We start from the raw sequence: 15,102 nt of genomic DNA on the forward strand, positions 1-15,102 counted from the left end.
CCCTCCGCTCGTTCGCCCTTTCACGCATTCACTTTTTAAATATATTCCGCCAGTTCGAGCCACCGGTCCGACTTCTGGGCGATGCTTTGGTCAATTTGGTCGATCTCGCGTGCCCAGGCCGTCAGTTGTTCGTGATGTCCACCGGTATTGAGCAGACCTACTATTTCGGTCTTTCGTTGCTCCAGAGATTCAATTTCTTTTTCGAGGGTTTCGTACTCCCGTATCTCTTTGAACGACAGTTTCTTTTTAGCCGCGTTCCCTGCCGGGGAAACCCCCGACGCCGACGTTTGGTTCTTTGCCGCCGAAACGCTGCTGGCCGCCCTGGCCGACGCTGTCGTTACGCCCCGATCCGCGTTCCGTTTGGGCTGGCTGTCGCGCCATTCGCGGTAATCGGTATAGTTGCCGGGAAAGTCGCGGACTTTCCCTTCACCTTCCAGCACGAAAACGTGCTCCACCAGCCGATCCATAAAATAGCGATCGTGCGTAACAATCAGCACACAGCCCGGGAAGTTAAGCAAAAAATCTTCCAGCACATTCAGCGTTGTAATATCCAGATCGTTGGTCGGCTCGTCCAGAATCAGAAAGTTCGGATTCTGGACGAGAACGAGCAGCAGTTGAAGCCGCCGTTTTTCGCCCCCACTTAATTTCGACACGTAATCGTATTGTTTCGACCGGTCGAACAGGAACCGGCTCAGCAGCTGCGTGGCCGTAATCGTGTCGCCGTTGGCCAGCTTCATTACCTCAGCTACGTCCTGCACGACGTCAATCACGCGCTGGTTTTCGGGCATATCCAGCTCGGCCTGGGTGTAATACCCAAACTTAACCGTACCGCCCGTTGTAATCTTACCCGAGTCCGGCCGTAACTGACCGGTCAGCATGTTCATGAGCGTCGTCTTGCCCATGCCGTTCTTGCCAATCAGGCCCACGCGGTCGGGTCGCTTGAAGGTATACGTAAAGTGATCCAGCAGCACCTTATCGCCGAAACGTTTGCTCAGGTTCTCGACTTCGAGAATCTTGCTGCCCAGCCGTGCCATGCGCAGGTTGAGGTCCAGGTCGCCGTCGTTACGTTTGCCGCTGGTCTTTTCTTTTAGGTCTTCAAACGCATCAATCCGGTACTGCGCCTTTGTGCCGCGGGCTTTCGGTTGCCGACGCATCCATTCGAGTTCGCGCCGGAACGTGTTCCGGTCTTTGGCCAGCTCAGACGCGGCTGCCATCTCGCGTTCGTCTTTCTTTTCCAGAAAGTAAGCGTAATTGCCTTTATAGGTAAACAGCTGACCGTTGTCCAGCTCGGCAATCTGATTACAGACCCGGTCCAGAAAATAACGGTCGTGGGAGACCATAAGCAGCGTACCGTTGTTGGTGTTCAGAAAGTTTTCGAGGTATTCGATCGCTTCCAAATCGAGGTGGTTGGTGGGCTCATCCAGAATCAGCAAATCGGGGTTCTGAATCAGCACCCGCGCCAGCGCCACCCGTTTCCGCTGCCCACCCGACAGCGAGCTGACCGGCTGGTTGACGTCCTGAATGCCTAACTCACCGAGTATCTGCCGAATCTGGCTCTCATAATCCCAGGCTTCGAGTTTTTCCATATCAACCATGGCGCGTTCGAGGGCTGCGTGGTCGTCATGGGCGAGGGCATGCTCGTAGGCACGTACGGCGTCGAGCTGCGCACTTTCGCCCGCCAGCACGACCTCCATAACGGTCAGGGCGTCGTTCAGGTCGGGCTGTTGATCGAGGTAGCCGACCGTAATGTCTTTACGCAGGCTAACCAGGCCCGCATCCGGTGGCATGGCTCCGGCCAGAATAGAAAGCAATGTGGTTTTGCCGGAACCGTTGGCCCCGACAATGGCGACTTTATCGCCCCGGCTTAACCCGAATGTCAGGTCGCGGAACAGCGTACGGTCGCCGTATGATTTGGTAAGATTTTCGGCTGAGAGGTAATTCATAAAGTAGTTTCGGATCAAGAAGGCCTTGCATACCTAGTCGATTCGGCAAAGTTACAACAAAGGAAATCGTTCGTACTTTTACCTGTCAACGACTGAGAGGCCTTTATTTTTATAACCAACAATGCGTCTTAAACATCTCATTGGTGCCCTTGCTCTGATTACCGTAACGCAAAATCAGACGTGGGCGCAGACTACCGATTTCAAATCCTACACGCAGACCGTTCCAGGCAGTAACGAGACCTATGAGATGGTAGCCATCCCGGGCGGTACGTATCTGATGGGCAGTCCGGCTACCGAAAAAGGCCGGAAAGCCGACGAAGGACCGCAGCACAAAGTCGCCATCGAGCCGTTTTACATGGGTAAATATGAAGTGACCTGGGACCTGTACGATCTGTTTGCCTTCACAAACATGGAGAAGGAAATGGCTGCTAAATACCCACAGAACGACGCCAACCTCTCAAAAACCGATGCCACCACGCGGCCCAGTCCGCCTTATGTTGACATGTCATTCGGTATGGGACGTTCGGGGTATCCGGCTATTAACATGACCCAGTATGCCGCTATCAAGTTCTGCGCCTGGCTTTACGCTAAAACCGGGGTGTTCTTTCGGCTGCCCACCGAAGCCGAATGGGAATATGCCTGCCGGGCGAAAACCACGACGCCGTACTCGTTTGGTGCCGATGTGAAAAAATTAGGCGAATACGCCGTTTTCAACGGCAACAGCGGGGGGGGGTACAAACAAGTAGGCACCAAAAAGCCGAATCCGTTCGGCCTGTATGATATGCACGGGAACGTGCTCGAATGGACCAAGGACCAATACATTCCGGATTATTACGCATCCGTTGCCAAAGGTCTGGTGAACGAGCCGTATGCGCCAACAACTACGCTATACCCAAACACAACGCGGGGCGGCTCGTGGGACGATGATCCGACTGCTTTACGTTCGGCGGCCCGGACACCATCGGCCCCGGCCTGGAAAGTTCTTGACCCGCAAAGCCCTAAATCCGACTGGTGGCTGACTTCCGCTTCGTTCGTGGGTTTCCGCCTGGTACGTCCGGCCAAAACACCGGGCGAAGAGGAAATCAGGGCCTACTACGACATCAAACCAATCAAGGATTATTAATGAGTGACAGAGTGAATAAGTGAAAGAGCGAACAAACAATCTCTCATTCACTCTGTCACTCTTTATCTGATTTACTCGTTGAAAACCTTCCTCCTGCTTGGTGCAAACCTGGGTGATCGGGTCGCTACTCTGAACCGGGCGGTTGATCTGATTGCCGGGCGCGTTGGCGATGTTCTTCAACGCTCAAAGCTGTATGAAACCGCGCCCTGGGGTGTGACCGAGCAGCCTGCGTTTCTAAACCAGGTTCTGGCCGTTGAGACGGAGCTGACCCCGGAAGCGGTGTTGGCGCAAACGCAGGCCATTGAGCAGGAACTGGGTCGGGTACGTCACGAAAAATGGGGCGCGCGAGTCATTGACATCGATATTCTGTATTACGATCAGCTCATTCTGCGGACCGATCAGCTCAGCATTCCGCACCCGTATCTGCACCAGCGACGGTTTACGCTCGTTCCTTTGGCTGAGCTGGCGCCTGACTTTATCCACCCGGTCTTACAAAAGACGACCACCGAACTGCTGCTGAATTGTACCGATAAAAGTGAGGTAATGATTTTTAATTTCTAAACAACTTCGGTGCTCCGCTGAAAACGCAGTACCTTTGTGGTCAGTTTATTATCATTTTCTCAAAAAACATCACCGATATGTCTGCGACGCTCGACACAGTAAGTTTGTTAGCCGACCGCATCAACGCACTGGAGGAGTCTTCAACGCTGGCGATGACCAAAAAAGCCCGCGAACTGGCCGCCCAGGGCCACAAAGTAATCAGCCTGAGTGTTGGGGAGCCGGATTTCAAAACGCCCCAGCACATCTGCGAGGCTGCTAAAAAAGCCATTGACGATGGATTTCATGGTTATTCGCCGGTAGCGGGCTATCCCGACCTGCGCAAAGCCATTGCCGATAAATTCAAACGTGATAACAACATTGACTGGAAACCTGAAAACATCGTCGTGTCGACGGGGGCAAAGCACTCGCTGGCGAACGTAATTCAGGTACTCATCAACCCCGGCGACGAGGTGATTATCTTCTCGCCCTACTGGGTCAGCTATTCCGAAATGGTTAAGCTTGCCGAAGGAAAAGCAGTGGTTGTTGACGGTTCGTTTGAAAACAACTTCAAGGTAACGCCCGAGCAGTTCGAAGCCGCCATTACCGATCGGACCAAAATCGTGATGTATGCATCACCGAATAACCCGACCGGTTCGATTTATTCGGAAGCTGAACTGCGCGCCATCGCCGACGTCGTAGCCCGCCACGAAAATATTTACGTGCTGGCCGACGAGATCTATGAATACATCAACTTTACGCCCGAAGGTCATTTCAGCATGGGCTCCATTCCGGCGATTGCCGAGCGTGTGATTACGGTTAATGGCGTAGCGAAAGGGTATGCCATGACGGGCTGGCGCATTGGCTATATCGGTGCTGCCAAGTGGATTGCCGATGGCGTTGAGAAACTGCAGGGGCAGGTAACGTCCGGTACGAACTCGATTGCCCAGAAAGCAACGGTAGCTGCGTTAACGGGCCCGCTGGAACCCAGCCTGGAGATGACCAAAGCCTACCAGCGCCGACGTGACCTGGTTGTGAAACTGCTGAAAGAAGTGCCCGGCTTCCGCACGAACGTGCCGGAAGGGGCCTTCTATGCCTTCCCCGACATTAGCTATTATTACGGCAAGTCGGATGGAACGACCCGGATCGAAAACTCGGATGACTTCGCATCGTGGTTGCTGAATACGGCCTATGTTTCGACCGTAGCGGGATCGGGCTTTGGTGCACCCAACTGCCTGCGCATCTCGACGGCCGCATCGGACGAGTCGCTCGCCGAAGCGGTTCAGCGCATTAAAGACGCGGTGGCAACGCTGAAGTGAATTTCAAATAATTAAAATGAAAGGGGACGTGCTTGATAGCGACGTCCCCTTTCATTTTAGACGATCGGCCAGTTACTGTTTCTTACCACCGAACGGTACAACCAGCTTTACGCTTATGTTCCGGCCCATGTTAAATACCCCCAGACGGCCGGTAGCCTCATTGATGCCGAAGTATTTAAGCCGGTTCTGGTGGCTCTGATAGGCTACATCGAACAGGTTCTGCACGGTCAGATACAGTTGGAACAGGGTACGCCCGCTGCTGTTTAGCAGATCGCTGCCCGCGCCAAGGTTAACCAGTGTATAAGCCGGCGTCCGGGTTTCCGTGCCATAGGCCAGAAGCGCCTGATCCTGTCGCCAGTTGTGCTCGATTTCCAGCAGAGCGTACAGATTTCGCCAACGGTTGCCCGCTCCGTCTTTCGTAAACTTTACCTGACCGATAAGGCGGGGTGGAGGTAAAAAAGGCAGGTAACGCGCCGAGTCACTGGTAGCGGTCAGGTTACGGGACCGAACGAGTGAATAAGAGGAGGTCAGATGAAACCAGCGCGCCGAGCGAGGGTTAATAGTTACCTGCGCTTCGCCACCATACAGCACTGCGTTGCCCTGCACGTAACGATACGTCAGAATCGGGCGGGTGGGATCAACGATGGAATCGCGCCCGAAGCGGTCGAGCACTTTTTCGGAGTAGGTAAAGTTGCTGATTCGATTCTGGAACAGACTGGCCGTAATGGACACACCGGGCGATTCGTAGTTTACGCCCAGATCACTTTGCCAGGACGTTTCGGAACGTAAGTTCGGGCTGCCAATTTCATACCGGAACGTTCCGGCATGTTCGCCATTCGCCGATAGCTCAGGTGTTGACGGGGCGCGAAAACCACGTCCTAGGTTAGCTTTCACCGTCCACCGGCCCGATAAGGCATAGGTCGCGCCAATACTGCCGGTTGGATTAGAATACGTTTTGTTCAGTCCAGCAAACCGCAGTTTGTTGTTAATGCCTGGTGTCTCGCTGAAGTTGCCCTCGCTGTCGGCATAGAGTTGGTTGATCCGCATCTGGCGGATATCCATGCGCAGGCCCCCGTTAACCGTCAGCCGGTCGGTTTTTTTCTGGGCGAAGACAAACAGGCCGTTGTCCCACGAATGATAGCCGGGGTATAGGATTTGCAGGCCTTTGTTCTGATTGAACTGCCAGAGGCCGTTGCCGCCCACCGTAAAATCCCAGCCTTTTTGCCCCCCGAAGTAGTATTTAAGATCGTAGAAAACGTTCTGGAGATAAAAATACAGCGCTGGCTGACCGGGTGTAAGCGTGCTGGCAAACTCCTGCCGGCGGTTCTGGCTGTAGCTGAGAATGGCCGAGAGGTTGCCACTACCCAGTTTTGTGAACGTATTCCACGAGGTTTTGAAATTATTCAGGTTCTGATAATTGGCCGGATCAATAGTTCGGATGTGCAACATAGCCTCTGAAACGGGCTGCAGCGCTTCCGAATCGGCCGCAACCCGAACAAGTTGCAGGAAACGTCCCGACGGATCGCGTTCCCCCGTTACAATATTGATATCCTGGTGCCAGTTTGAGAAATAAATCTGCGAATAGCCCCACTTGCGGGTAATACCAATGGTCCCGTTAACATCAGATTCCCGATAGGCTGAGCCATAAACTCGCCCATCGTAGCGGTTGCGGTAGTTCCCCGCATTTTTGTGGCTGACGCGTACCCGCCCGAACAAACCGCTCCTGGTGGTTCCTTCCAGTACGCCCGACAGACCGATAAGCCCATTATTGCTCTGATAGTTTGTCAGCAACTGTCCCCGAAAAATGCCGGCTTCGGGCGGGCGGCTTGAGATTAGGCTCATGACGCCCCCCAGACCATCGGAACCGTAAAGCAGACTACCTGAACCTTTAATGATCTCGTAGCGGTCGATCGAGTATTCATCGATCTGCAGAGCATGTTCTTCACCCCACTGATTGTCCTCCTGCCGAACGCCGTCGTGAACCGTAATCACCCGGTTAAAGCCTAAACCCCGGATAACAGGCTTGGACAGGCCCACGCCCGTCGTGATCTGCGACATACCCGGCAGCTTACCAACGGCATCGACCAGGTTTGTTGAGCTGGTCTGTAGCCACTGGATTTTATTGTAGGTCATGATTGGTATAGGGCTGTCTTTTACGGTTGAGCCCGTTGTGAGGCCGGTAACAACCACTTCCTGAAGCTGGGCGGCTTCTGGCTCAATGGCAAAATCGACCGTAGTTTCGCCGGCGATAAACCGAACGTTACGTGTCTGGAGCTTATAACCTATATAACGCACCTCAACTTTATGCGAACCGGTTGGCACATCGGGTATCCGGTATTGGCCGAGCGTGTCGGTTTGTGCACCTTTCTGCAGGGCAGGCAGGTACACCGTAACCCCAATCAGTGGGTCGCGGTTAGTTTTATCCGTGATATGGCCCCGTAGAACCGCCTGCGCTGATACCAGGCCTGGAAACAGCAAAAAAATAAAGGAAAAATAGCGCATGAAATGCGGGATGAGCATTTAGAAAATAGACCAATGGTACGCGTTCACGAAACCAGTCCAGCCTTCACCCGGCACAGGGTATAAGGCGCTTGGAAATGGCAGTGGCTGTACAGAAAATGGAACTACGCTAAATGCACAGGTGGCCCCCGGTGCCGGTAGGCAAAATGCTGAAAGGAGAAAAAAGCAGGAAACGAAACTATAGGTCGGCTTGTCAGGAGCAGACTTATGGACACCAAGGCCGTCCAGATAGCTAATTCAGAGCCGTCGTAAAGCGCATTCGTAAAGGCATCGAGCCAGATTAACTCGTCGCTGCTGTGATTGTGGTTGGGGAACTGCGTACCCGGTGATGATTTGTACGGGTGCGCATGGCAAATAATTGTTCCGTCTGCTAAGCGGTGGGCATGTCGGAATACAACTCCGTTAACCAGCACGGCCAGGTACAGGCTAAAGAGAAAGCGGGCTATCCCAAACCGAAACCGCTGTAAGCGAAACACGTTGATAATGAGTAAGTAATAAATTTAGCCGTAAAAATACGAATCAGATGTGCTTTTAACCAGTTGGCAGGCGGCCAATTCCAGACAATCAGTTTAATGGTTGCAGTAACCGTTTGATTCAGGATAACCGCCTGAGTGACACCAATTATACGTGATGAATTGAACTGAACAAAAAAGTTTTTATTTCTTTTTATATACTGTCTTGTTTTTGTATTTAACCAAGGTTAATTTTGAATAAGAAAGGGAAGTTATTCGGTTCTTTCTATAACGGTTTGACTTAAAGAGAAATACCGTTAACTTAACTTCATAAACTACCGACCTAACTCATGAGAAATGTACGCCTTTATATGATCTTTCAATGGGCCTTCTTTTTGCCCATCATTTTGCCTTTATGTATCATATTTGGTGCCTTACGCGGAGCTGTTCAGATGATTGAGCGTGTAATGGAACAAATTATGGCTGATATACTCCCGCAGAACGAGACTCAAACCACGGTTGATTAAGTCCTGAGGGGTTCATAAACGCAACGAGCCGCGTTCTTCACCTGATTGAAGACATGGCTCGTTGCGTTTTAACAGACCTTACTCAAAGATGTGGTCCAGATTTTTGTCTTTGTAGTTCTCATTGTCCAGTTCCAGAAACTCCTCCCAGAACGGATCATTAGGCAAACCCGCCTTGCAGATAATCGGCTCTTTTTTGACCGGATGCACAAAATACAGCCGCCGGGCATGCAGGTAAATTTTTTTGTCGGGCACGGCGCGGTCGTAGCCATACTTAACATCGCCCCGGATTGGACAACCCATGTGTGCCAGTTGTGACCGGATCTGGTGCGGGCGACCTGTAATTGGGTTCACTTCGAGCAGGTAATGCTCGTTGATTTTACCCACCACGCGGTACGACAGTTCGGCTTTCTGGGAGTTAGGCGCTTCGTAATCAAAAACGGTCACCTGGTTTTTCTGTTCGTCTTTCACCAACCAGTTCACCAGCTTATCGGCGTCTTTGGGCGGTTTGTGCCGAACAACGGCCCAGTAGGTTTTCTGCACCTGCCGTTTCCGGAAAATCTCGTTCATACGCTCCAGCGCTTTAGACGTGCGGGCAAACACGACCAGGCCACTGACCGGGCGGTCGAGCCGGTGAACCAGTCCGAGAAACACTTCGCCGGGTTTGTTGTATTTCTCTTTAATATATCCCTTCAGAACGTCCAGCAGCGTAACGTCGCCCGTGCGGTCGCCCTGCACCAGAATACCTGGTTCTTTATTAACGATCAGCAGGTGGTTATCCTCGTAAACGACCTGAAATGGTTTTTTCTTCATAAGCGTAGAGCAGGCAGAAACGCCGTCTGTGATAAAGGCAAGCTGGTGGCTAAAAGCCTGACACTCTTATTAACTTAATACGCTTCCTTCTCGTTCGGGAAGTCGTTGGCTTTAATATCGTCTACGTAGCGCGTAATGGCCTCGGTCATAACCGTATGCAGATCAGCGTACCGACGCAGGAAGCGCGGCTTGAACTCGTTTGTGATGCCCAGCAGGTCATGAATAACCAGAATCTGCCCGTCAGTGTCGGGACCGGCACCAATACCGATGGTTGGAATACGAAGACTTTCGGTAACCTTCCTGGTAAGTGTTGCCGGAATTTTTTCGAGCACCAGACCGAAGCAACCAATGTCCTGAAGCATATGGGCATCGTCCGTCAGCTTCTGCGCTTCGGCCTCTTCTTTAGCCCGCACCGCGTAGGTACCAAACTTGTAGATAGACTGGGGGGTCAGGCCGAGGTGACCCATTACCGGAACCCCCGCGCTCAGAATACGTACGATGGATTCTCTGACTTCCAGACCACCCTCCAGTTTTACAGCGTGCGCCCCTGATTCTTTCATAATCCGGATCGCCGACCGGAGCGCTTCTGAGGAATTTCCCTGGTAGGACCCGAAAGGCAGATCGACCACCACTAGCGCCCGCTTAACCGCCCGCACTACCGAACTGGCGTGATAAATCATCTGGTCGAGAGTGATGGGCAGGGTGGTTTCGTGGCCCGCCATCACGTTTGACGCTGAATCGCCCACCAGAATGAGTTCAACACCGGCCGCATCTACTACCTGCGCCATTGAGTAGTCGTAGGCCGTCAGGGCAGATATTTTCTCGCCTTTGTTTTTCAGTTCCTGTATTGTGTGCGTGGTTACGCGCTTGATATCGGGATTATGGACGGACATCAGACCAGTTGTAAAGTGATAGGGCCGCAAAGTTAGGGAGTTACGCCGTATGAGTCGCTACCCGAACGCGATAAGCCTCCGCTAGTCTCCTCTTAGCCCTATTCAACCGTTCTGACCAGGCACCTGCTTATATTAACGGGGGAGCAGCCACGATTCAGGATTGAGTTTGGTAAACTCTTTCCAGATCTGAAACTGAATCTCTGATACACCGTTTTTATCCGTTGCGACAGTACCGATAGACTCGCGGGCTTTCACACGCTGCCCAATATGAACCGAAACACTACGAAGTTTCGCGTAGACCGTGAAGTAGTCGCCGTGCTGAATGGCAACAACGTTGTTCATGCCGGGCATGCTCGTTACGTCCTGCACGATACCATCGTAAACTGACCGAACACCCTCGCCCGCGTTGGTCTGGATATCTACACCCTGGTTTTCGACGTAAATACCTTTCAGGACAGCATGAGGCCGACGGCCGAAATGATCCGATATAAAGCCTTTCGTTACGGGCCAGGGCAAACGCGCCCGTGAAGCCGCAAACGACGAGGCTAAGGCCGTTTCTTCGTCGTTAAGGTTGTTATTCCGTCGTTCGTCAGACTTTCGGGGGGCCGGTTCCGGGTCGGCGGGTCGTTCGACTTTGGCGACATCGGCAGGGTCGGGTTTCTCGCCAACTTTTTCGGCGGCTGCTACGGCTTCCTCGGCTCGTTTACGTTCGGCGGCTTTACGGGCCGCTTCAAGTCGGGCAATTCGCTCAATGCGTTCCCGCTCGGCGCGTTCGCGCGCTTCCCGTTCTGCCCGTTCGCGGGCCTCGCGGGCAATAATGCGGGTAATCATGGACTCAAGCTGAGCCACCGCCCGCCGGCTTTCGGCCAGTTCGGTACGGAGTTCGACTTCTTTCTTGCCCAACTCTTTTACGACCTGATTCTTTTCATCCTTCAGCGTTTCGAGCTTCTGGCTTTCCTGGACTTTGGCGACCAGCGTACCGCGCTGTTGCTGGCGTTTTCGCTGGGTAGCGAGCTGCTTGCCCTGCAGCATCGTTTGAACATTGTTCATTTGCCGTACCTGACTCTGCCGGGCGTCGGAATACTGGCGTAGGTAGCGGTAACGGGCAACGAGCTGGTTAAAGTTATCGGCAGCAAACAGAAACCCTAAAGGGTTGACCTGCTGACGGCGTTTATCGGCCGCATAGATCATGGAGCCGTACTCAGCCTTGAGCTTGTTGAGGTCGTTGGTCAGTTTATTGCTGGCCTGCCGCAGCTCGGTAATTTCGGCTTCGGTTAATCGAAGGTCTTTGTTAAGCAAACTAATCTGCTGCGACTGAGCCTGTATCTGTTGGTTAAGTGCTTTCAACTGACCTAAGCTGGCCTGCTTTTCAGAAGCTGTCTGTTTGAGAACCGTTCGAATCTGGGTCATCTTCTCCAGGTTCTGCTTTTTTTCCTTTTCCAGCGTTTGCCGATTGCGCTGGGTTTGCTGAGCCTGAATTACCCCAGAGAAAAGTAACAGCCCAATCAGTACCAGACCACGACCAGGCCATCGAAACAAGCAATGAAAAGACCAAAACGGGGTATGCATACGTGCTGAAACCAATAGATTCATTTACGGCTGGCGCTGGTAGCTAGCCGGGATGTTAAACGGAAACCCTGGATTTTTTTCCACCAGTTCAACTTTGCTGTGCTTGATCTGCAGGAGGGTCTGATAGAACTGCCCGTCGGTTTTTGATTTGTAGTCGAGCGTTACCAGACTGGTGTACGGAAACAGAAAATTATTGAGCGAAGTAAAATCTTCGTAGTCTAACCGGAGTGTATTTTTAGTTGGCTGCTCGGTCAGCATCAGTTTTTTGAGTTTCCGATCCTGTTCGCCAATATAATTCTCGACTAGAACTTTGCCCTCACTTTGCCGTAGCAACAGGTAATCCCGTTCGTTTTTTATCTTCTGTGCAGGACGTCGCGGTAAGGGAAGATTGCCAACAATGAGGGCTTGCAGCAATTCAAAATTCATCTGAAAATTGAACTGGCGGCTCAGCGTCGGGAAGTCGTAAACAGAATACTGCTTATGAATTTTGTCAACGATAAGGATTGAATCGCGGCTAATTAGGCCACGAACCGCTTCGATTCCCAGCTTAGAGATCGATAACCAGATGAGGCTGTCTTTACGTACCCGGATGTTGATATTGGCATTATCAATATCCTGTTCAGGACCCTTAAATGAAATTTTTGACTTGGCGGTCAGGTAACGAAAATCAATTTCCGCCACGTTGGCCCGGGCTTCTTCAATGCCGGGGCGGCTGGGCCGTGATGCGATTGTAGAGTCAACGGGGCTGGCCGGAACCGGGCGGACAGCTACAGACGAGTCAACGCGAGTGGGTGCAGAAGGATTTGTTACAGAGCCGCTCGAACGGGATAGCTGTCGGCGTCGACAACCTTCCGAGTTCAGCAGCAAGCTCAGCAGAAAAGCAAATAACAGGTATTTATTCATAAATAAGGTCTGTGGTTCGTCGTTTGCAGTTAATTCTCGCCTAACTACGTACCGAAACGACAAACCGTTACAACTTACCGGTGGCAATCTTTTTGTCTATGTCGGGACCTGCGCCACCTTTTGCTTTAGCGCGTTTCCATTGCTCCAGCGCTTTGTCAGCCTGACCCAGTTGGAAAAGAACGTCGCCGTAGTGCTCGATGATTGTGCCGCTGGCACCCGCCGGATCGGCCAGCGCTTTCTCCAGATACTGCCGCGCTTTGGCATAATCTTTCGAGACGTACAGTACCCAGGCATACGTATCCAGATACGTTGCGTTGGTTGGGTGACGCTCGACGAGCTTCTGAGCCAGCTGAATGGCACGGGGCAGGTTTTCTTTCCGTAAGGACAGGAAATAACTGTAGTTGTTCAGCACGTGGTCGTTCAGTGGATCGACCTTCAGCACGGCTTCGTACGCTTCGTCGGATTTGGCGTATTCGCCCAGGCCGTTATAAGCGTCACCTAACTGCGCCTGAATGCCTTTCTTCAACTCGTTGTTGGCGGTAGCGGCCAGAAGTTTCTGACTTTCTTCGAGGGCATCAATGGCCTGCTGGTATTTTCGCTTATACAGGTTTGCCGAGCCGTTGGAGTACCAGAACAAACCCTGCGTGGGAAATACTTCGAGGGCTTTTTCGGAATGTACCAGCAAGCTATCGACCTGGTTCAGCTCGCCGTCTAACTGGAGCAGAGCGCCCCACACTTCATACACCGATCCGTCTAGACGGGCGGCTTTGGCATACGCATCGCGGGCTTCTGTTTTCTTTCCCTGCTGCATGAGCAGATCGGCAACCATCACCTGCGACTTTGGGTCGTTGGGATGGGCTTTGGCCAAGTCCTGCGCCAGTTTCAGCGCATCCTGCCGGGCGTTCGGGTTTTCGCCCGTCATGCCGACGTAACTCGACAGAATCCGAGCTTTCAGACCAGCTTCGAGGTTCGGATTGGCAAACACCTGGTTCAGCTCTTTGCTGACGCGGGCCATGTCCCCCTTCTTCCGGTAAATATCCGCCAGCAATACGTGCGCCTGGGGTAAATCGGCGTTTAGTTTCAGGGCGCGGTCAATCCAGGTGATTGCCTGGTCGGAGCGGTCGTTGGCAATGAGTAGTTCGGCGCCTTCGAGCAGGTAATCCGGATCGCCGGGTTCAGAAGCCACGAGCTTTTCGGCTTCCTCAATAGCCTTGTCAATTTTGTTCTGCTTCAGGTAGATCCGCTGCTTCTGCCGGGTGATTTCTTCGTTCATCCCCAATTCACGTTCGACCCGGTTATAGGCGTCCAGCGCCTTGTCGGGTTTGTCGTCAAACAGATAGATCGCGGCCAGTTCAACGCCATACTCGGCGTTCTCAGTACCTTTTTTCAGCAGCGACTCATACAGATCTTCGGCCTCGCCATAACGTTTCTGCTTTACGTAAATTTCGGCTAGCAGCAAGGCATAGAACTTGTTGGTATTATCAAGCGCGTAGGCTTTGGCTGCGAAAGGAATGGCTTCGGCCGTTTTGCCCGATTTCAGCAGGGCGTTGGCCGTCGAGTATTGAGCCGCAGCGTTACTCGGATTCTTTTGCAGGACTTTGCTAAACTGCGCAATGGCTTTCGTGGGCTCGTCGGTCATCAGGTAGCGCATCCCTTCGGCAAAAAGAGTCTCTTCCTCCATGCGAACCGTAGTGGTCGAGCCAGAGCTGGGTTTGTCCGTTGCCGGTTCGGCTTTATCACGCTTGCGCTGGGCCAGAACGGGGGTCGTAACAAGCCAGAGCGCCAGTCCCAGACTGCCTATCCATCCAATCAGTTGTTGGTTGCCGCAAAATCTATGTGAGGTGTTCATGCTGGTCGGCGTATCGAGGTGCGTACTTACCAAAACGTGGCTCAACTTGTTCTATTGCAACTTTGGCGCGAATAAGTCCTTATGACAAAGGTAGTTCAAAATGCTATACTGTCGGCAGCCGCGCGTCAACCTAACTTTTATCTGGTTTGCCGGTTTAATTAAAGGAACATACCCCGTTAACAATCACAAATTATGGATATTCTGTATACTGCCACCGTCAGCAATGTCGGTGGACGCGATGGCGACGTGAAGTCGCTGGATGGTGTTTTGGAGTTAGACGTAAAACGTCCTGTTGAGATGCATGGCGAAGGGGGCGCGGCCAACCCCGAGATGCTGTTTGCGGCTGCTTACAGCTCGTGTTACAACGGCGCACTGATGGCCGTTGCCGAACGCCGAAAAGTTATTTTACCCGAACATGCCGTTGAGGTAAGTATTTCTCTCAACAAGGAAGGCAACAACATGTTCCTGTCCGGTAAGATTACCGTAAAAGCCCCGAACATGGATAAAGACGAGCTTCAGCAACTAGCCGAAACGGCCCACGCCGTCTGTCCTTATTCCAAAGCGGTGAAGGGAAATATGGATATGAAAATTGAAGTGATGGTCTAAAGCAATCGTCCCAGACTGTTCAGTTGTAGAACAGTCTGGGACGATAAGCCA

12 protein-coding genes are annotated in these 15,102 nt (G+C 52.4%); 4 read left to right on the forward strand and 8 right to left on the reverse strand.

Annotated features, from left to right (window positions below):
- Positions 1–35: 35 nt before the first annotated feature.
- Positions 36–1,943, reverse strand: coding sequence for an ABC-F family ATP-binding cassette domain-containing protein (locus HNV11_RS01070; protein ID WP_171737893.1), 1,908 nt, complete (start codon positions 1,941–1,943; stop codon positions 36–38).
- A gap of 121 nt (positions 1,944–2,064) precedes the next feature.
- Between HNV11_RS01070 and HNV11_RS01075 the strand changes: the two genes are divergently transcribed.
- The 3 genes from HNV11_RS01075 (at position 2,065) to HNV11_RS01085 (ending at position 4,922) form a co-directional block, all read left to right on the forward strand.
- Complete coding sequence (locus HNV11_RS01075; RefSeq protein WP_171737894.1) at positions 2,065–3,066, forward strand: formylglycine-generating enzyme family protein; 1,002 nt, start codon at positions 2,065–2,067, stop codon at positions 3,064–3,066.
- A 78-nt stretch (positions 3,067–3,144) separates the two neighbouring features.
- Positions 3,145–3,627, forward strand: coding sequence for a 2-amino-4-hydroxy-6-hydroxymethyldihydropteridine diphosphokinase (gene folK / locus HNV11_RS01080; protein ID WP_171737895.1), 483 nt, complete (start codon positions 3,145–3,147; stop codon positions 3,625–3,627).
- Between the two features lie 77 nt (positions 3,628–3,704).
- Positions 3,705–4,922 (forward strand): pyridoxal phosphate-dependent aminotransferase, encoded by a 1,218-nt coding sequence (locus HNV11_RS01085; protein ID WP_171737896.1) that lies wholly within the window; start codon positions 3,705–3,707, stop codon positions 4,920–4,922.
- A gap of 72 nt (positions 4,923–4,994) precedes the next feature.
- Here the strand turns inward: HNV11_RS01085 and HNV11_RS01090 are convergent, their stop codons facing one another.
- The 7 genes from HNV11_RS01090 to HNV11_RS01120 form a co-directional block, all read right to left on the reverse strand.
- The gene (locus HNV11_RS01090) at positions 4,995–7,424 is read right to left on the reverse strand and encodes a TonB-dependent receptor (protein ID WP_171737897.1); all 2,430 of its coding nucleotides are present in this window, start codon (positions 7,422–7,424) and stop codon (positions 4,995–4,997) included.
- Between the two features lie 122 nt (positions 7,425–7,546).
- Positions 7,547–7,918, reverse strand: a complete 372-nt coding sequence (locus HNV11_RS01095) for a hypothetical protein (protein ID WP_171737898.1) — start codon at positions 7,916–7,918, stop codon at positions 7,547–7,549.
- A 581-nt stretch (positions 7,919–8,499) separates the two neighbouring features.
- Positions 8,500–9,231 (reverse strand): RluA family pseudouridine synthase, encoded by a 732-nt coding sequence (locus HNV11_RS01100; RefSeq protein ID WP_171737899.1) that lies wholly within the window; start codon positions 9,229–9,231, stop codon positions 8,500–8,502.
- Between the two features lie 74 nt (positions 9,232–9,305).
- Entirely contained in the window at positions 9,306–10,124 is an 819-nt protein-coding gene (gene panB, locus HNV11_RS01105) for a 3-methyl-2-oxobutanoate hydroxymethyltransferase (RefSeq protein WP_171737900.1), read from the reverse strand.
- Positions 10,125–10,256: 132 nt separating this feature from the next.
- A complete protein-coding gene (locus HNV11_RS01110) occupies positions 10,257–11,693 on the reverse strand; it encodes a murein hydrolase activator EnvC family protein (protein ID WP_171737901.1) in 1,437 nt (478 codons plus the stop codon).
- Between the two features lie 24 nt (positions 11,694–11,717).
- Positions 11,718–12,596 carry a DUF4292 domain-containing protein gene (locus tag HNV11_RS01115; protein WP_171737902.1) on the reverse strand — a complete coding sequence of 293 codons (879 nt, stop codon included), beginning with the start codon at positions 12,594–12,596 and terminating at the stop codon, positions 11,718–11,720.
- Between the two features lie 67 nt (positions 12,597–12,663).
- Positions 12,664–14,445 carry a tetratricopeptide repeat protein gene (locus HNV11_RS01120; protein ID WP_171737903.1) on the reverse strand — a complete coding sequence of 594 codons (1,782 nt, stop codon included), beginning with the start codon at positions 14,443–14,445 and terminating at the stop codon, positions 12,664–12,666.
- A 192-nt stretch (positions 14,446–14,637) separates the two neighbouring features.
- On the opposite strand from HNV11_RS01120, the gene HNV11_RS01125 reads away from it, so the two are divergent.
- Complete coding sequence (locus tag HNV11_RS01125) at positions 14,638–15,051, forward strand: Ohr family peroxiredoxin (RefSeq protein ID WP_171737904.1); 414 nt, start codon at positions 14,638–14,640, stop codon at positions 15,049–15,051.
- Positions 15,052–15,102 lie beyond the last annotated feature (51 nt).

This window comes from Spirosoma taeanense (assembly GCF_013127955.1).
Taxonomy (GTDB): Bacteria; Bacteroidota; Bacteroidia; order Cytophagales; family Spirosomataceae; genus Spirosoma; species Spirosoma taeanense.